We start from the raw sequence: 18534 nt of genomic DNA, 5'->3' as shown, positions 1-18534 counted from the left end.
AGGACGACCTCCCATGCAGAACGACATTCCCGCCGCCGACGACGGCATCGAACCCATCGCCATCGTCGGCCTGGCCGCCCGCCTGCCCGGCGCGGCAGACGTCGACGAGTTCTGGCGCAACCTGGTCGACGGCGTGGAGTCGACGACCGAGCTGACCCGCGAGGAGCAGCTCGCCCGCGGCGTCAGCGCCGACGAGGTCGACGACCCCAGCTGGGTGAACCGGGCCCCGCTGGTCGACGGCTACGACGAGTTCGACGCCGGCCTGTTCGGGATGACCGCCCGCGAGGCCGAGATCACCGACCCGCAGCATCGGCTGTTCCTGGAGAGCTGCTACACCGCGTTGCAGGACGCCGGCTACGACCCGGGCCGCTACGACGGCGCGGTCGGCGTGTACGCGGGGACCGGCGGCACCACCTACCTGAACCGCTACGTGCTGCGCAACAAGCGGGTCGGCGGCAGCCCGCACGGCGCGGTCTCCATCGCCACCGGCAACTCGCCGAACTACGTGGCCACCAACGTGTCCTACCGGCTGGACCTGCGCGGCCCGAGCCTCACCGTGCACACCGCCTGCTCCACCTCGCTGGTCGCGTTCCACCTGGCCTGCGAGGCGCTGCGCAACGGCGAGTGCGACATGGCCCTCGCGGGCGGCGTCAACATCGAGCTGCCGCACGCCGGATACATCGGCATGGACGGCTTCACCTCGCCGGACGGGCGGTGCCGCCCGTTCGACGCCGACGCGAACGGCACGGTGTGGGGCAGCGGCGTCGGCGTCACCCTGCTCAAGCGGCTCTCCGACGCGATCGCCGACGGCGACACCATCCGCGCCGTGGTGCTCGGCAACGCGATCAACAACGACGGCGCCGGCAAGGTCGGCTTCACCGCACCCAGCATCGACGGTCAGGTGGAGGCCGTCGCCCAGGCCGTCGGGCTGGCCGGGATCGACCCGCGCAGCATCAGCTACGTCGAGGCGCACGGCACCGGCACCGCGCTCGGCGACCCGATCGAGATCGCCGCGCTCTCCGCCGTCTACACCCGCGACACCGAGGACCGGGGCTGGTGCGGCATCGGCTCGGTGAAGTCCAACATCGGCCACCTCAGCCAGCCCTCCGGCATCGTCAGCGTGATCAAGACGGTGCTCGCCATGGAACACGGGCTGATCCCGCCGACCATCAACTACGAGACGCCGAACCCGGCCATCGACTTCGCCGACACCCCGTTCTACGTGGCGAACACGCTGACCAAGTGGGACGCCGACGGCGGGCCGCGCCGGGCCGGGGTCAGCTCGTTCGGCATCGGCGGGACCAACGCGCACGTCGTGCTGGAGGAGGCGCCGGCCGCGTACCGGTCGGAGCGGCGGGTCCGCCCCGCGCACCTGCTCCAGGTGTCCGCGAAGACCCCCACCGCGCTGGACGCCGCGGTCCGCGACCTCGCCGACCACCTGGAGCGCGCCACCGCGGGCGGTCCGGACCTGCTCGCCGACGTGGCGCACACGCTGCGCGTCGGCCGCCAGCGCTACCCGCACCGCGCCGCCGTGGTCGCCGGTGACCCGCAGGCCGCCGCCGCCGCGCTGCGCGACCGGCGCAGGGCGCAGCGGGGCGTCGCCGACGGGCCCGCCCCCCGGGTGGCCTTCCTGTTCAGCGGGCAGGGCTCGCAGTACGCCGGCATGGGCGCCGAGCTGTACGCCGAGGACCCGACGTTCGCCGCCGCGGTGGACGAGTGCGCCGAGCTGCTCCGCGCCGACCTGGGCCTGGACATCCGGGACCTGATCCTCGGCCGGGACCCGGAGGCGGCGACGAAGCTCACCGAGACCCGCTGGACCCAGCCCGCCCTGTTCACCGTCGAGTACGCGCTCGCCGCCGCGTGGCGCGCCGCCGGGGTCACCCCGGCCGCGATGATCGGCCACTCCATCGGCGAGTACGTGGCCGCCACCGTCGCCGGGGTGCTCAGCCTCCCCGACGCGCTGCGGGTGGTGGCCGCCCGGGGCCGGCTCATGCACGCCCTGCCGGCCGGGTCCATGCTGGCCGTCACGCTCGACGAGTCGGCGGTGGCCGACCGGCTGCCCGAGGGCCTGTCGGTGGCGACCGTGAACGGCCCCGGCACCTGCGTGGTGGCCGGCGAGACCGCGCTGGTCGAGGCGTTCGCGGAGAGCCTGGGCAGCAAGAACAAGTCGAAGCTGCTGCGTACCTCGCACGCCTTCCACTCGCCGATGATGGATCCGATCCTCGACGAGTTCACCGCGCTGATGGCGGGCGTGCCGCTGCGCGCGCCGGCGATGCCGTTCGTGTCCAACGTGACCGGCACCTGGATCACCGACGCGCAGGCCACCGACCCGGCGTACTGGGCGGCGCACCTGCGCCGGCCGGTCCGCTTCGGCGCGTGCGTCGCCACCCTGCTCGCCGAGGGCACCTGGGCGCTTGTCGAGTGCGGCCCCGGCCGGCAGCTGGCCAACCTGGCCCGGATGCAGGTCGCCAAGGCCGGCGAGGCGCAGCGCGCGCTCACCCCGCTGGGCAGCCTGCCCGGGTCGGGGGAGCCCACCGGCGACCTGGCCACGCTGCTCGGCACCGCCGGCGCGCTGTGGTGCGCCGGCGTGCCGGTGGACCTGGCCGTCGACCCGGACGCGCGGCGGGTGCCGCTGCCCACGTACCCGTTCGAGCGGCGCCGCTACTGGGTCGACCCGGACCCGGTGCGCGCGGAGGCCGCGGCGCCGGTGGAGACCGGCCCCCGCCCGCTGCCGGAGTGGTTCGCCGTGCCGGTGTGGCGGCAGGCCGCGCCGGCCCGCGCGGTCGAGCCGCTCGGCCGCTGCCTGGTGCTGGCCGACGGCCCGCGCGGCGAGGCGCTCGTCGCCGCGTTGCGCGCCGCCGGCGACGACCCGGTCGAGGTACGCGCCGGCGCCGCGTTCACCGCCACCGCGACCGGCTTCCGGCTGCGCCCCGGCGCCCGGGAGGACGCCGAGGCGCTGGTCGCCGCGCTCGGCGCGGACCTGCCCCGGCGGATCGTGCACGCGTTCGCGCTCGACGGCGAACCGGCCGGCACCGACGTGGCCGCCGCCTGGGCGGCCCAGGAGCGCGGCTTCTTCGGCGCGCTGCACCTGGTGCAGGCGCTGGCCGGCGCCGGCCTGACCGCCGACGAGGCGGGCGTCCGCCTCGACCTGGTCACCGCCGGCATCGGCGACGTGCGCGGCGACGACCTGGTCCGGCCGGAGCACGCCACGCTCGCCGGCCTGGCCCGGGTGCTCCCGGTCGAACTGCCTGGCCTCACCGTCCGGCTGCTCGATGCCGACCCCGCCGCGCGCGGGGTGGCCGCGCTCGCGGTGGAGCTGCGCAGCCCGGTCGACCCGGAGCACCCGGAGGTGGCGCTGCGCCGCGACCGGCGTTGGGTGGCCGGCTACGAGCAGGTCACCGTGGCCGCCGAGGACGAGCCGGGCGTGCTGCGCGAGGAGGGCCGCTACCTGATCACCGGCGGTCTCGGCGGCATCGGTGTCACCCTGGCCGAGGACTTCGCCCGCCGGGCCCGCGCCAAGTTGGTGCTGCTGGCCCGCTCCGGCCTGCCCGAGCGCGACGACTGGGACGCGCACCTGGCGGTGCACGGCGGCGCGGACCGGGCCGGCCGGGCCATCGCGGCGATCCGCCGGATGGAGGCCGCCGGCGCGGAGGTGCTGGTGCTCGCCGCCGACGTCACCGACGCGGCGGACCTGCGTCGGGTGCGCGCCGAGGCGGAGCGCCGCTTCGGCGGGCTGGACGGCATCGTGCATGCCGCCGGCCTGCCCGGCGGTGGCATGGCCGAGGTGAAGGAGCGGGCCGAGGCGGAGCGGGTGCTCGCGCCGAAGCTCGCCGGCACGCTCGCGCTGGCCCAGGTCTTCGGCGACCTGCCGTTGGACTTCGTGGCGCTCTGCTCGTCGATCACCGCGGTGATCGGCGGTTTCGGCCAGGTCGACTACTGCGCCGCGAACAACGTGCTGGACGCGCTGGCCCGCTCCGGCGCCGGGTTCCGGGCGCCGGTGGTGTCGCAGAACTGGGGCGGCTGGGCCGAGGTCGGCATGGCGGTGGAGACGGCCGCGCCGGCCGCGTTCCGGGCCGCCGGGCGGGACACCGTGACCAGCGCGGTCACCCACCCGGTGCTGACCACCATGGTCGCCGGGCCGGACGGCACCGTGCTGCACGGCCTGGTCGCGGCGGACACCCACTGGCTGCTCGACGAGCACCGGATCGGCGGGGTGCCGGTGGTGCCCGGCACCGCCCACCTGGAGTCGGTGCGCGCCGCGGTGGTCGCCGCGCTGCCCGCGCCGGCGCCGGACGCCGCGGTGGAGCTGCGCGACGTGGTCTTCCTGGAGCCGTTCTCGGTGCCCGACGGCACCGTCGCCCAGTACCGGGTGGAGCTGGCCCCGACCGAGGAGGGCGTGGACTTCACCGTGGCCAGCCTCGCCGCCGGCCGGCTGCGCACGCACGTACGCGGCACGGCCGGGTGGACCACCGAGTCCGCGCCGCCGGCCGCCCCGGCCGCTGTGGCCGGCCGGCGGGTCGACGACGACGCCTCGTTCGGGCGCGGTCGCACCAGCATGCTCACGTTCGGGCCGCGCTGGGCGGCGCTGGCCGAGCACCACCTCGCCGAGGGTGAGGAGTTGGCCCGGGTGCAGGCGCCCGCCGCGGCGCTGGCCGACCTGCCCGACTGGGGGCTGCACCCGGCGCTGCTCGACGTGGCCACCGCGTTCGGTCGCGGCCAGGGCGCCGGCACCTACCTGCCGCTGTCCTACGGTCGGATCGTGGTGCGCGGGGCGCTGCCGGAGCGGTTCCTCAGCCACCTGCGGCACCGGCCCGCGGCCACCGACGAGGTGGTCGCCGCCGACCTGTCGCTGCGCGACCCGGACGGCCGGGAGCTGGTCTCGATCAGCGACTTCGTGCTGCGTCGGGTGGACCAGGGCGCGGTCACCGGCAACCTCGCGGAGTCCGCGGAGGCCACCGACGCGCCGGCTGCGGTCACCGAGGACATCCGGCCGGTCGACGGCGCGGAGGCGTTCCGCCGCAGCCTCGGCGCCGGCCTCGGCGCGCAGGTGGTCATCGCCACCCGCACCGTTGCCGACATCCGGCGCCGGGCGGCCCGGGTCACCACGGACAGCCTGGCCGAGGAGACCGACGCCCCGGCCGGCCCGGCCACCGCCGGCGGCGGCTCGGCCGCGCCCGGCACCGAGCTGGAGCGGACCATCGCCCAGGTGTGGCGCGACGGCCTCGGCGTCACCGACGTCGGCGTCGACGACGACTTCTTCGCCCTCGGCGGCAACTCCCTGGTCGCCGTGCAGCTGATCGCCGCGATGCGCAAGGCGACCGGGGTGCGGCTGCCGATGCGCAGCCTCTTCGAGACCCCCACCGTGGCCGGACTGGCGGCCCGGATCGAGGAGCTGCGGGCCGAGGCGCCCGCCGACCAACCGGCCGCCCCGGCGGCGATCCCGGCCATCCCGCGGCTGCCCCGCGGCTGACACCCCCCGACGGAAACAAGGAGACACCGCATCATGAGCGAGACAACCGCCACACTCCCGGTGGTCGTCGAGAACGACGGCCGGCCGCTGACCGACCTCATCGCGGCCCGGCGCGCCGAGCTGCGGGACACCCTGGTCACCAGCGGCGGGCTGCTGTTCCGCGGCTTCGACGTGGGGGGCGTGGACGGCTTCGACGCCGCCGTGCGCGCCCTGGCCGGTGAGCCGCTGACCTACACCGAGCGGTCGTCCCCCCGGCACTCCATCAAGGGCCGGGTCTACACCTCGACCGACTACCCGCCGGACGAGGAGATCTTCCTGCACAACGAGAACTCGTACCAGGCGCGGTGGCCGCTGACGCTGTTCTTCTACTGCGTCACCGCGCCGCAGACGCAGGGCGCGACGCCGCTGGCCGACGTGCGCCGGGTGTACGAGCTGATCGACCCGGCGGTGCGCGAGGAGTTCGTCAGGCGGCGCTGGATGCTGGTGCGCAACTTCCACGGCGACTTCGGCACCCGCTGGCAGGAGGTGTTCAACACCGAGAGCCGCGCCGAGGTCGAGTCGTACGCGGCGGCCAACGGCATCACCCCCGAGTGGGTCGGCAAGGACGGCCTGCGCACCCGGGCGGTGCGCGACGCGGTGCACCACCGGCCCGGCTCGGACACGCCGCGCTGGTTCAACCACGCCACGTTCTTCCACCTGAGCACCTTGCCGAAGGACTACCAGGAGGGGCTGCTGGCCATGTTCGGCGCGGACGGGCTGCCGTCGAACACCTACTACGGCGACGGCGGCGAGATCCCCGCCGACGTCATGGACCACCTGCGCGCCGCCTACCGGGCGGCCACGGTCCGCTTCGACTACCAGCGCGACGACGTGCTCGTGGTCGACAACATGACGGCCGCGCACGGCCGGGAGCCGTTCACCGGCCCCCGCAAGATCGCCGTGGCGATGGCCGAGGCGTACACCCCCGACACCGCTGGAGCGAACTGACATGGCCGAACCCCGATTCCTGGTCGTCCGCAACGACGAGGAGCAGTACTCGATCTGGTCGGCCGACCGGGAGCTGCCCGCCGGCTGGCACGACGCCGGCTTCGCCGGCAGCCGCGAGGAGTGCCTGGCCCACGTGGACGAGGTCTGGACCGACATGCGTCCTCGCTCGGTGCGCGAGGCGACCTCATGAGTCAGGAGTGGACCTTCCCGGCCTCGTACGCCCAGGAGCGGGTGTGGATGGCCAACCAGCTCGACGCCGGCTCGCCGGTGTTCAACGTCTCCGTCCCGTGGGCCTTCCCGGCCGGCGTGGACGCGGCGACCGCGAGCGACGTGGTCAACCGGATCGTGGCCCGGCACGAGGCGCTCCGGACCCACCTGCGGGTCGACGACGGTGCGCTGGTGCAGGTGGTGCGCGCCCACGAGCCGACCCCGCTGCCCACGGTGGACCTGAGCCACCTGCCTGCCGGCGAGCGGCTGGCCGAGTTCGAGCGGCTGCGCGGCGAGCTGGCCCGCACCCCGATCCCGCTGGACGCGGCGCCGCTGTGGCGGGCCCGGCTGATCCGCCTGGAGGACGCCTGGGCGCTGGCGTTCGTGGCGCACCACGCCGTCTTCGACAGCCACTCCGCGGTGCTGTTCCATGCCGAACTCGCCGCGATCTGCGAGGCCGCGCGCACCGGCGCCGAGCCCGCCGTGCCCGAGCTGCCGATCCAGTACGCCGACTTCGCGGTCTGGCAGCGCCAGCAGCTCACCGGCGACGAGTTGGCGCGGCAGCTGGCGTTCTGGACCGGTCACCTGGCCGGCGCGCCGGCGGTCACCGGCCTGCCGCTGGACCGGCCCCGCCCGGCCCAGCTGGGCTTCGCCGGCGACGAGGTGCGCTTCACGCTGCCCGACGGGCTGCTCGACCGGGTCGGCGCGCTGGCGGTGGGCGCGCAGGCCACCCCGTACATGGTGCTGCTGGCCGGCTTCGCGGCGCTGCTGTCGCGGATCTCCGGCGACACCGACGTGGTGGTCGGCGTCTCCACCGCGGGCCGCGACAACCCCGAGCTGGCGCCGCTGATCGGCATGTTCGTCAACCCGGTGGCGTTGCGCTGCGACGTCTCCGGCGACCCGACCTTCGCCGAGCTGCTCGGCCGGGTGCGCAACGGCCTGATCGACGCGATGGAGCACGGGCAGACGCCGTTCCAGAAGATCGTCGAGGCGGTCGACCCGCAGCGCGACCCGTCGGTGCAGCCGGTCTTCCAGACCGCCCTGAACTGGATCCCCGACTCCGGCCTCGACCCGGTGGAGCTGGGCACCACCAAGGACGACCTGGCGTTCGACATCACCACCGGGGAGTCCCGGCTGGTCTACCGGTCCGCGTTGTTCGACCGGGGGAGCGCGGCGGCGGTGGTCCGACGCTACGTGCGGCTGCTCGCCGCCGCGGTGGCCGAGCCGGAGCGCACGGTCGGCGCGTTGCCGCTGCTCACCGACGACGAGCGGGACCTGGTGCTCGCCGGCGACACCGCGCGCGACGTGCCGGTGACCACCGTGGTCGACGAGGTGCAGCGGCAGGCCGCCGCCACCCCGGCGACCGCGGCGCTGGTCTGCGACGGGGTGACGCTCAGCTACGCCGAGCTGAACACCGCGGCGAACCGGCTGGCCCGGCTGCTGGTGGCCCGCGGCGCCGGCCCGGAGACCCGCGTCGCGCTGCTGCTGCCCCGCTCCTGCGAGCTGGTGGTGGCGATGCTCGCGGTGCTCAAGTCCGGCGCCGCGTACGTGCCGGTGGACCCCGCCTACCCGGCCGGTCGGATCGCCTACCTGCTCGCCGACGCCACCCCGACGCTGGTGGTGGCCACGCCCGACACCGCCGCGTCCGCCGTCGGCGACACGCTGGTGCTCGACGGGGAGGTCGGCGCGGACCAGCCCGGCGACGACCTCACCGACGCCGACCGGGTCGCCCCGCTGCGCCCCGGGCACCCGGCGTACGTGCTGCACACCTCCGGCTCCACCGGCCGCCCGAAGGGCGTGGTGGTCGAGCACCGGGCGGTGAGCGCCTACCTGGCCTGGGCCCGGGAGACCTACCCGGGGCTGGCCGGCGTCGCGCTGCTGCACTCGCCGGTCTCGTTCGACCTCACCGTCACCGGCCTGCTCGGCACGCTCACCGCCGGCGGCACGGTGCGGCTGGCCGCGATCGACTCGCCGGCCGCCCGCGCCGGCGGCCGGCCGTCCTTCCTCAAGGTCACCCCGAGCCACCTCCCGCTGCTCGACGGTGAGCTGTCGCCCACCACCGACCTGGTGATCGGCGGCGAGGCGCTGACCGGCGAGCAGCTCGCCGGCTGGCGGGCCGCGCACCCCGAGGTCGCGGTGGTCAACGAGTACGGTCCGACCGAGGCGACGGTCGGCTGCGTCGCGGCCCGGATCGCCCCCGGCGCGCCGGTGGCCCCCGGCCCGGTGCCGATCGGCACGCCCACCTGGAACACCGGCGCGCTGCTGCTCGACGGCGCGTTCCAGCCGGTGCCGCCGGGCGTGGTCGGCGAGCTGTACGTCACCGGCGTCCAGCTGGCCCGCGGCTACCACGACCGTCCCGGCCTGACCGCCGAGCGGTTCCTGCCCTGCCCGTACGGTCCGCCCGGCGCGCGGATGTACGCCACCGGCGACCTGGCCCGCCGGCGTCCCGACGGGACGCTGGACTACCTGGGTCGCCGCGACGACCAGGTCAAGGTGCGCGGCATGCGGATCGAGCTGGGCGAGGTGGAGGCCGCGCTGCTGGCCCACCCGGACGTGCGGGCCGCCGCCGCGGCGGTCCGCGTCGACGGCGGTGGCGAGCCGATGCTCGTCGGCTACCTGGTCGGCCCGGCCCACGAGGACTCGGTCCGCGCCGAGCTGGCCCGCGAGCTGCCGGCGCACCTGGTGCCGGCCGCCCTGGTCCGGCTGGACGCGTTGCCGTTGACCCCGAACGGCAAGCTGGACCGGGCCGCGCTGCCCGCCCCGGCGGCCACCGAGCCGGCCGAGGACCGCTACGTCGCCCCGCGCACCGAGGCCGAGGGCCTGGTCGCCGAGGTGTACGCCGACATCCTCCAGGTGGAGAAGGTGGGCGCGCTCGACGACTTCTTCACCCTCGGCGGCAACTCGCTGCGCGGCATGCGGGCGATGGCCCGGATCCGTGCCGAGGTGGACGTCGATCTGCCCATGCGGGCGCTGTTCGCCAGCCCCGTGGTGGCGGACCTGGCCGCCCAGATCGAACAGCGGATCGCCGCCGAACTCGACGGGCTCTCCGACTCCGAGGTCGCCGCGCTGCTCGCGGCGGAAGAGGGAACCAACTGATGACCGACCTGAAGGATCCGGCCCGCGAAGCGGCCCGGCAGGCGCTGATCGCCAAGCGACTGCGCGCCCGCCAGGCCGCCCCCGCGGCCCGGATCACCCCCCGGCCCGAGGGCGCCGAGGTGCCGCTGTCGTACGCCCAGGAGCGGGTCTGGTTCATGGACCAGCTCGCTCCGGGCGAGGCCGCGTACCACATCGCGGTGCCGCTGCGGGTGCGCGGACCGCTCGACGTCGACGCGCTGCGCGCGGCCCTGGCCGCGCTCGGCGCCCGGCACGAGTCGCAGCGCACCCGCTTCCCGGCCGACGCCGACGGCCGTCCCACGGTGGTGGTCGCCGAGACGCCCGACATCCCGCTGACCGTGGTGGAGGCGGCCGACGAGGCCGCCGCGCAGGCCCTGGTGGACGCGGCGGCGGCCGAGCCGTTCGACCTGGCGCACGGGCCGCTGCTGCGGGCGCTGCTGATCCGCCTGTCCGACTCGGACCACGTGCTCTTCCTCGGCCAGCACCACATCGTCGGCGACGGCTGGTCGGTGGACGTGCTGCTGCGCGACCTGATCACGCTCTACCGGGGCGGGGAGCCGCCGGCCCTGCCGATCCAGTACGGCGACTTCGCCGCCTGGGAGGCGCGGGAGCTGGACGGCCCGCAGGCCCGCGCGCACGTGGACTACTGGAAGCAGCGCCTCGCCGGCATCACGCCGTTGGAGCTGCCGTCGGACCGGCCCCGCCCGGCCACCCAGACCTACCGGGGCGACTTCGTCGAGTTCCAGCTCGACCCGGCGGCCACCGAGGCGCTCAACGCGCTCACCCGCGACAGCGGCGGCACGTTGTTCATGACGTTGCTGTCGGCGTACCAGGTGCTGCTGGCGCGGCACGCCGGGCAGGACGACTTCGCCGTCGGCGCGTCGGTGGCCGGCCGGTCCGCTCCGGAGCTGGAGAACGTCGTCGGCATGTTCATCAACATGCTGCCGCTCCGCGCCGAGCTGGCCGGCGACCCCACCTTCACCGAGCTGCTGGCCCGTACCCGCCGCGGCGTGCTCGACGGCTTCGAGCACGCCGACGTGCCGTTCGCCAAGGTGGTGCACGAGCTGGGGCTGCCGCGCGACGTCAGCCGCTCGCCGGTGTTCCAGACCATGTTCGTGCTCCAGAACTACGAGATGGGCCGCTTCCGCGGCGTGTCCCGCAGCGACGAGGTCACCTTCGAGTGGACTCCGATGGAGCTGAAGGCGACCCGGTTCGACTTCGAGCTGCACGCCGTGGAGACCGTCGACGGGCTCTGGGGCAAGCTGGTCTTCAACACCGACCTGTTCGACCGGGCCACCGTCGAGCGGATGGCGCGACGCTGGACCGCCCTGCTCGACGCGGTCGTCGCCGCGCCGGACACGCCGGTGTCCCGGCTGCCGCTGCTGTCGGACACCGAGCGGGCGCTGCTGGCCGGCTGGAACGACACGGCGGCGGACTTCCCGCGTGAGGAGACGCTGCACGGCCCGATCGAGGAGCGGGCCGCCGCCACCCCGGACGCGGTCGCCGTCACCATCGACGGACACAGCCGCACGTACGCGCAGCTCAACGCGGACGCCAACCGGATCGCGCACCGGCTGCGCGCGGCCGGCGTCGGCCCGGAGACGCTGGTCGGGGTGTGCGCCGAGCGCTCCGTCGAGCTGGTCGCCGGCCTGCTCGGTGTGCTCAAGGCCGGCGGCGCCTACCTGCCGCTGGACCCGGAGTACCCGGCGGACCGGCTCGCCTTCATGGTCGCCGACGCGGACGCGCCGGTGGTGCTGGTCCAGTCGCACCTGCGCGACGTGCTGCCGGCCACCTCGGCCACCGTGCTCGACCTCGACGACGCGACGGTCTGGGCAGACCAGCCGGCCACCGACCCGGCGCCGCTGGCCGGCCCGGAGCACCTGGCGTACGTCATCTACACCTCCGGCTCCACCGGCCGGCCGAAGGGGGTGCCGAACACCCACCGGGGCATCGTCAACCGGCTCGACTGGATGCAGAAGACGTACGGCCTCGGCGCCGACGACGCGGTGCTGCAGAAGACGCCGGCCAGCTTCGACGTGTCGGTCTGGGAGTTCTTCTGGCCGCTGCGCACCGGCGCCCGCCTCGTGCTGGCGAGGCCGGGTGGGCACAAGGACGCCGGTTACCTGCGTGACCTGCTGGTGTCCGAGCGGATCACCACCACCCACTTCGTGCCGTCGATGCTGACGGTCTTCCTCGCCGAGGAGGGCGTGGAGGCGGCCACCGCGCTGCGCCGGGTGATCTGCTCCGGCGAGGAGCTGCCGTTGACCGCGGCGGTCGACTTCACCGCCCGGCTGCCCTGGTGCGGCCTGCACAACCTCTACGGCCCCACCGAGGCGGCCATCGACGTCACCTCGTGGCCGTGCGAGCCGGCGCGGCTGGCCGAGGTGAGCGCGGTGCCGATCGGCGCGCCGATCGCCAACCTGCGGCTGCACGTGCTCGACCCGTCCGGGGCGGTGTGCCCGGTCGGTGTCGCCGGTGAGCTGCACATCGGCGGGGTCGGGCTGGCCCGCGGCTACCACCGCCGGCCGGCGCTGACCGCCGAGAAGTTCGTTCCCGACCCGTTCTCGGCCGAGCCGGGCGCGCGCCTCTACCGCACCGGTGACCTGGCCCGCTGGGTGGTCGGGCCGGACGGCGCGGGGGTGATCGAGTTCCTCGGCCGGATCGACCACCAGGTGAAGCTGCGCGGCCTGCGGATCGAGCTGGGCGAGATCGAGAGCGCGCTGCGCGAGCAGCCGGGCGTCACCGAGGCCACGGTGATCGTCCGGGAGGACAGCCCCGGCGACAAGCGGCTCACCGCCTACCTGGTCGGGTCGGCCGAGCACGCCGCGCTGAAGGCGGCGCTGAAGGACACGCTGCCGGAGTACATGGTGCCGGCCGCGTTCGTCACGCTCGACGCGTTGCCGCTGACCCCCAACGGCAAGCTCGACCGCAAGGCGCTGCCCGCCCCGGTGGTGACCCGCGAGGCGTCGGTGGCGCTTGTCGAGCCGCGCGACGACACCGAGCGGGCCCTCGCGGCGATCTGGTCCGAGGTGTTGGGCGTGGAGACGCTCGGCATCGACGACGACTTCTTCGACCTGGGCGGGCACTCCATGCTCGCCACCCAGGTGGTCGCGAAGATCCGCAAGGCGGAGCTGGGCGGCCGGGCGGTCGGCGTGATGGACCTGTTCCAGCAGCGCACCATCCGCGAGCTGGCCGCGTTCGTCTCCGGCGACGCCGCGCAGGAGGGGCCGCGCCGGCTGCTCTACGAGCTGACCAAGCCGATCCCGGCCGGCAAGCGGGTGCTGACCTACGTCTGCGTCCCGTACGGCGGTGGCAGCGCCATCGTCTACCAACCGCTCGCCGACGCGCTGCCGGCCGGGTACGGGCTGTGGTCGCTCGCCATCCCCGGCCACGACGTGGGCCTGAGCGAGGACGCGGTGCCGTTCGACGAGCTGACCACCCGGGTCGCGGACGAGATCGTGGAACGGGTGGAGGGGCCGATCGCGCTCTACGGCCACTGCGGCGTGGGCAGCGCGATCGTCGCCGAGGTGGCCCGCAAGGTCGAGGCGGCCGGCCGGGACCTGACCGCCGTCTACATCGGCGCGATGTTCCCGTTCGCCCGCCCGAAGGGGCCCTTCGCCGCCGCCCGCAACCGGTTGGAGCAGCTGCGCAGCAACAAGCACTACGCGAGCTGGCTCAAGTCGATGGGCGTGGACACCGACGAGCTGGACCCGGAGCAGGCGGACCGGATCATCAGCAACATGCGCGCCGACTCGCGCGCCTCGGAGGAGTACTTCACCGGCCTGCTCGACCGGCAGGCGACGAAGCTGCGCGCGCCGATCGTCTCGGTGGTCGGCTCCGAGGACCCGGTCACCGACTACTACCGCGAGCGGTACGCCGAGTGGCAGTTCCTCAGCGACACGCTCGGGCTGGTCGTGCTCGACCAGGCCGGGCACTTCTTCCTGAAGTACCGCGCCGAGGAACTGGCCGAGATCGTCACCCAGGTGCACCCGGCGGTGGTGGCCGGCGACGTCGGCGGGCTGGACCCGGAGGCCCGGGGCGAGGACGCCGGCTGGGCGGTGCACGACACGTTGCGCGTCGGCGACACCGGCAGGGCCGCCACCAGGGTCAAGCCCAGCATGGGCCGGTTCCTGGCGGTCACGATCGGGCAGCTCGTCTCCAGCACCGGTTCGGCGCTGACCGCGTTCGCGCTGCCGATCTGGCTGTTCAACCGGACCGGCTCGGTGGCCGACCTGGGCCTGCTGTGGGCGTTGGCGTTGATCTGCGGCGTGCTCATGCTGCCGGTGGCCGGCGCCCTGGTGGACCGGGTCAGCCGACGCCGCATCATGATGCTGGCGAGTTCCGTGGCCGGCTCGGTCCAACTGGTGCTGGCCGCCCTGCTGTGGACCGACAACCTGGTGCTCTGGCACATCTACCTGCTGGTGGCGTTCAGTTCGGTGGCCGGGTCGTTCCAGCGGATCGCGTTCCAGTCGGCGGTGCCGCAGCTGGTGCCGAAGCGCTATCTCGGGCACGCCATGGGCATCACCCAGCTCTCCACCGGTGTGGCCACGCTGCTGATGCCGGCGTTCGCCGCCGGGCTGCTCGCCGCGATCGAGCTGAAGGGCATCCTGGTCGTCGACGTGGCCAGCTACGTGGTGGCGATCCTCACCCTGGCCGTGGTGCGCTTCCCGGACCTGCTCGGCTGGCGGCCCCGGGAGCGGATGCTGGTGGCCATCGCGAACGGTATGCGCTACTCCTGGCGGCACCGCGGGTTCCGGCTGATGCTCGGCTACTTCGCGCTGGGCAACATCTTCCTGGCGCCGGCGCTGGTGCTCACCACCCCGCTGGTGCTGTCGTTCGGCAGCCCGACCCAGGTGGCCCAGGTGGCGCTGGCCGAGGCCGTGGGCGCGGTGCTCGGCGGCGTGCTGATGTCGTTGTGGGGCGGCCCGCGCAAGCGGCGGATGATCGGCGTGCTGATCGGCAACCTGGGCACCGCGATCGGCTGCGTGCTGATCGGCCTGGACGCGTCGATCGTGATGATCTGCGTCGGCTTCTGCTGGCTGGCCATGGCGATGACCACCGCACAGTCGATCTACGCGACGATCGTCCAGGTGAAGGTGCCGCAGCGCTTCCACGGCCGGGTGTTCAGCCTGAACCAGACCATTGCCTGGTCCACGCTGCCGATCGGGTTCGCGCTGCTCGCGCCGGGCGCCACCGCCCTGTTCGAGCCGATGCTCGCCCCGGGCGGTTCGTTGGCCGGCACCGTGGGCGAGGTGATCGGCACCGGTCCGGGCCGCGGCATCGGCTTCGCGTACATCTGCTTCGGGGTGATCCTGATCCTGATCACCCTGGGCGGCTTCGCGATCCGGCTGCTGCGCCGCTTCGACCTGGAGGTCGAGGACTCCCTGCCGGACGACCTGATCGGTGCCCAGGAGCGCGAGAAGCGCCTCGCCGCCAAGGCGGACGCCCGGGAGGCCGTCCCGGTCTGACCTCCACCCGCACCCGGTCGATCAAGGAGTTCGCGTCGGTTCCCGCTCCGGGACCGACGCGAACTCCTTGGTCACCTCACCTCGGCGTCAGTCGGCGGCGACGTACAGGCGTTCACCGGTGGGGCGGTAGCCGACGCGCCGGTACACCCGCCAGGAGTCCTCGCCGCCGGCCTCCAGCCAGGCCACCTCCGCGCCCGTGGCGAAAAGCCGCCGGGTCACCTCGGCGGTGATCGCGCCGGCCAGGCCCCGGCGGCGGTACGGCGCGCGGACGGCGATGCCGGCGACCTCGCTCACCCCGCCGGCGGGTGGGGCCGCCCCGCCGCCGCCCGCGCAGGCACCGGATCCGGTGACCGCCGTGACGGCCACGGCGCCGGCCTCCTGCTGGCGCCGGAGCCGGGCCACGTCGGCCGGGGTGGCCTCCGGTTCCCCGCCGAAGGCCTCGTTCTGCGCGCCGATCAGCGCGGCGCGCTGGTCGTCGGTGCGCGGCTCGATCAGGTCGATGCCGGCGGGCGTGGGTGGTGTCCGCAGCGTGTCGGGCAGGCAGACCAGGTAGGTGTGCCGGGCCTCCACGACGAACCCGGCGGCGGTGAGCAGCGCCTCCAGACCGGGCGCGGAACTGGCGACGTACTCCAGGCGGGGTCGGCGACCGGCGGCGCGGAACGCGGCGACCAGCGCGGTGACGTCGGCCGCGGTGACGGCCGAGCCCGGCCGGGGCGTGGCGTAGTTGATGTGTGGGCTGGTGGTGGTCGGGTCGACCCCGACCACGAACGGCCCCACCTCGACGGGCGCGGGACGCGCCGAGAGGGTGGCGACGACGCACTGTTGGACGCGAGCATCCATGATCAACGTAGAACCTCGATGCAGGGAAGAGCGGACGGTGGACGAACGATGCGTCGGACCGCCGAATTGTGGCCGGACAGCACGACGGTCACCCGTCGCGCGGTCGACACTCAGGCGGCCGCTGGGCCTACCTGGATCACAGGCGTCATTCCCTCATGCGTGGTGCCACGCCGAACGCGTGGTCGGCGGCAAGACTGCCGCAGGCCACGCCGGCCTGTCAAGCAAAAGGTCGGTGTGAGCTGGCATGGTGGAGGCATGTGCCGCAACATTCGCGTGCTCCACAACTTCGAGCCGCCCGCGACCGACGACGAGATCGAAGCCGCCGCCCTTCAGTACGTGCGGAAGGTGAGCGGCGCGACCCGCCCGTCCGCGGCCAACGAGGAGGCGTTCGACGAGGCGGTCCGCGCGGTCACCGCGGCCACCCGTACCCTGCTGGAGAGCCTCGTGACGAAGGCGCCCTCCCGCGACCGCGAGGTGGAGGCCGCGAAGGCGAAGGCGCGCGCTGCCGAGCGGTACGGGCCGCGGGCGGCCACGTCCTGAGCCGACCGGGCACGCGCCGTGCCTGTCGTCAGTCGGCGGGTGCGGGCTCGGTGGGCCGTGGGGTGAAGAAGCGGACGAGATCGTCGGCCGCGGTGGGGGAGAGCATCATCGCGTGCACCCGGGCCGACATCTCGGCGATCGGGCGGGTCCGGGTGAACATCGCCTCCTCGTATGCCCGGATCGCCGCGTCGGGGTCGGCGGGGTCGGCGGCGAGCGCGGCGGCGAGTTCGGCGGCGTCGAGCATCGCCTGGTTGGCACCCTCGCCGACCGGCGGCATGAGGTGCGCGGCGTCACCGACGAGGGTGATGCCGGATCGGTGTGCCCAGCGGATGCCGGTGGGCATCGCCTCGACCCGGTGCGGGACGGGCGGGCCGTCGCCGGCCTCGATCAGCGCGGTGAGGCGGGGGTCCCAGCCGTCGAACACCTCGAGCAGGGCTCGCCTGCTGCGGTAGGTGTCGAGGTGGCGATCGTCGGCCGGCAGGGAGATCCCGACCCGGATGCTGCCGTCGCCGAGGCGTTGCCCGGACAGGATCCGGCGTTCACCGACGCACCAGAGATTGCCGGGGCCGACCAGGTCGGCGACCTCCGGATGGCGCCGGTCGGCGTCGGCGATGGTGAGCTGTACGAGCGTGGACACGGCGGCCGGTGTCGCGTCGGTCAGCAGCGGCCGGACGACCGAACGGGCGCCGTCCGCGCCGACGAGGACGTCGCAGTCGGCGTGGTGGCCGCCGTCGAACGCCAGCCGGAAGCCACCGCCGGGTCGCGGCGTCGCGGCGACGAGCCGGTGGCCCCACGCCACCGCGTCACCGGGGAGCGAGTCGAGCAGCAGACCCCGCAGGGCCCGGCGGTCGATCTCGGGCCGTCCGGAGAACGAGCCGGTCGGCGGCCGGTGGTGCACGAGGACGCGTCCGGCCGGGTCGAGGATGCGATGTTCCTCGCCCTGCGGCCGGGCCGCGGACCGGAACTGCGCCTCGAGGCCGGCTGCGGCCAGGGCCCGCTGCCCGGACTCCGGGTGCAGGTCGAGCGAGCCGCCGGGTGAGCGCGCGGTCCGGTGCGCCTCGCGTTCGTACACCACCGCGCTCAGGCCGTGCCGGTGCAGGATCCGGGCCAGCGTCAGGCCGCCGAGCCCGCCGCCGGCGATGGCGATGCACATCGCCGCCCCCTTACCGTACGCTGTATTTCGTGGATACACCGTACGGTAACGTACCCCTGCCGATCTGGGAACGGCCCGAGCCCCGGCCCCGGGCGACGCCGGTGCCGCTGACCCGGGCGAAGATCGCCGCCATGGCGACAGGGATCGCCGACGCGGACGGCCTCGACGGGCTGTCTCTCCGCAAGATCGCCAAGGAGCTCGGCGTCGGGCCGATGCGGCTCTACGACTACGTGCTCAACCGCTCCGAGCTGCTCGATCTGATGGTCGACGCGGTGTACGCCCGGATCGCCGGGACCGCCCCTCAGGACGGGTGGCGCGCCACGGCGCGCGCCCTCGCCCGGGCGACCCGGGACGCCGCGCTCGACCACGAGTGGTTCGCCGACCTGCTCGGCGCGCGGCCGCATCTCGGGCCGCACGCGCTGGCCGTGGGTGAGGCGACCGCGGCGGCGCTCGCCCAGGCCCCGGGCGTACGCGACGTCGACGATCTCCAGCGGGCGCTGGGCGCGTTCAACGCGTACCTCGTCGGGGCGCTCCGCCGGGAGATCACCGAGCGGCGCACCGCGCGGGCGACCGGCGTCGACGTCTCCGCCTGGCAGTCCGCGCTCGGGCCCTACCTGACCCGGATGCTCGACACGGGTCGCTATCCCACCGTCGCCCGGCTCGTCGTCGACGGCGCCCACCTCGACGCCGCGGAGACCTTCCACCACAACCTGACCATCGTCCTGGACGGTATCGCCGGCCCTCGCCGGCCGTGA

Annotated in this window: 9 protein-coding genes; 7 read left to right on the top strand and 2 right to left on the bottom strand. The window is 74.6% G+C overall.

Going from position 1 to position 18534, the window contains the following annotated elements; translation table 11 throughout:
* Positions 1 to 13 precede the first annotated feature (13 nt).
* Genes O7598_RS16730 through O7598_RS16710 form a run of 5 tightly spaced genes read left to right on the top strand, consistent with a single transcriptional unit; the run spans position 14 to position 15246 of the window.
* Positions 14 to 5470 (top strand): type I polyketide synthase, encoded by a 5457-nt coding sequence (locus O7598_RS16730; protein WP_269692260.1) that lies wholly within the window; start codon positions 14 to 16, stop codon positions 5468 to 5470.
* Positions 5471 to 5503: 33 nt separating this feature from the next.
* Positions 5504 to 6457 (top strand): TauD/TfdA family dioxygenase, encoded by a 954-nt coding sequence (locus tag O7598_RS16725; protein WP_269692259.1) that lies wholly within the window; start codon positions 5504 to 5506, stop codon positions 6455 to 6457.
* 1 nt (position 6458) lies between these two features.
* Entirely contained in the window at positions 6459 to 6647 is a 189-nt protein-coding gene (locus O7598_RS16720; RefSeq protein ID WP_269692258.1) for an MbtH family protein, read from the top strand.
* Positions 6644 to 9760 carry a non-ribosomal peptide synthetase gene (locus tag O7598_RS16715; RefSeq protein WP_269692257.1) on the top strand — a complete coding sequence of 1039 codons (3117 nt, stop codon included), beginning with the start codon at positions 6644 to 6646 and terminating at the stop codon, positions 9758 to 9760. Before O7598_RS16720 ends, O7598_RS16715 begins: the two co-directional genes overlap by 4 nt.
* Entirely contained in the window at positions 9760 to 15246 is a 5487-nt protein-coding gene (locus O7598_RS16710) for a non-ribosomal peptide synthetase/MFS transporter (RefSeq protein ID WP_269692256.1), read from the top strand. The genes O7598_RS16715 and O7598_RS16710 overlap by 1 nt, the downstream gene beginning before the upstream one ends.
* Positions 15247 to 15333: 87 nt before the next feature.
* On the opposite strand, the gene O7598_RS16705 is transcribed toward O7598_RS16710, so the two are convergent.
* The gene (locus O7598_RS16705; RefSeq protein WP_269692255.1) at positions 15334 to 16086 is read right to left on the bottom strand and encodes a GNAT family N-acetyltransferase; all 753 of its coding nucleotides are present in this window, start codon (positions 16084 to 16086) and stop codon (positions 15334 to 15336) included.
* Between the two features lie 255 nt (positions 16087 to 16341).
* Here O7598_RS16705 and O7598_RS16700 point away from each other — a divergent pair, with 255 nt between their 5' ends.
* Positions 16342 to 16626 carry a DUF2277 domain-containing protein gene (locus O7598_RS16700; protein ID WP_269692254.1) on the top strand — a complete coding sequence of 95 codons (285 nt, stop codon included), beginning with the start codon at positions 16342 to 16344 and terminating at the stop codon, positions 16624 to 16626.
* Positions 16627 to 16654: 28 nt separating this feature from the next.
* Here O7598_RS16700 and O7598_RS16695 read toward each other — a convergent pair whose 3' ends face one another.
* Positions 16655 to 17779: an FAD-dependent oxidoreductase gene (locus O7598_RS16695; protein WP_269692253.1), complete on the bottom strand. Its 1125-nt coding sequence runs from the start codon at positions 17777 to 17779 to the stop codon at positions 16655 to 16657.
* A 29-nt stretch (positions 17780 to 17808) separates the two neighbouring features.
* Here O7598_RS16695 and O7598_RS16690 point away from each other — a divergent pair, with 29 nt between their 5' ends.
* Complete coding sequence (locus tag O7598_RS16690) at positions 17809 to 18534, top strand: TetR/AcrR family transcriptional regulator (protein WP_269692252.1); 726 nt, start codon at positions 17809 to 17811, stop codon at positions 18532 to 18534.

Origin of the sequence: Micromonospora sp. WMMC241 (genome assembly GCF_027460165.1) — a bacterium.
GTDB lineage: Bacteria > Actinomycetota > Actinomycetes > Mycobacteriales > Micromonosporaceae > Micromonospora > Micromonospora humi.
Note: the sequence above shows the minus strand (reverse complement) of the source record. Positions and strands in the feature narration are given on the sequence as shown.

Coding starts and splice junctions, on each gene's coding strand:
- O7598_RS16730 (WP_269692260.1), top strand. CDS start 14: ATGCAGAACGACATTCCCGCCGCCGACGACGGCATCGAACCCATCGCC.
- O7598_RS16725 (WP_269692259.1), top strand. CDS start 5,504: ATGAGCGAGACAACCGCCACACTCCCGGTGGTCGTCGAGAACGACGGC.
- O7598_RS16720 (WP_269692258.1), top strand. CDS start 6,459: ATGGCCGAACCCCGATTCCTGGTCGTCCGCAACGACGAGGAGCAGTAC.
- O7598_RS16715 (WP_269692257.1), top strand. CDS start 6,644: ATGAGTCAGGAGTGGACCTTCCCGGCCTCGTACGCCCAGGAGCGGGTG.
- O7598_RS16710 (WP_269692256.1), top strand. CDS start 9,760: ATGACCGACCTGAAGGATCCGGCCCGCGAAGCGGCCCGGCAGGCGCTG.
- O7598_RS16705 (WP_269692255.1), bottom strand. CDS start 16,086: ATGGATGCTCGCGTCCAACAGTGCGTCGTCGCCACCCTCTCGGCGCGT.
- O7598_RS16700 (WP_269692254.1), top strand. CDS start 16,342: ATGTGCCGCAACATTCGCGTGCTCCACAACTTCGAGCCGCCCGCGACC.
- O7598_RS16695 (WP_269692253.1), bottom strand. CDS start 17,779: ATGTGCATCGCCATCGCCGGCGGCGGGCTCGGCGGCCTGACGCTGGCC.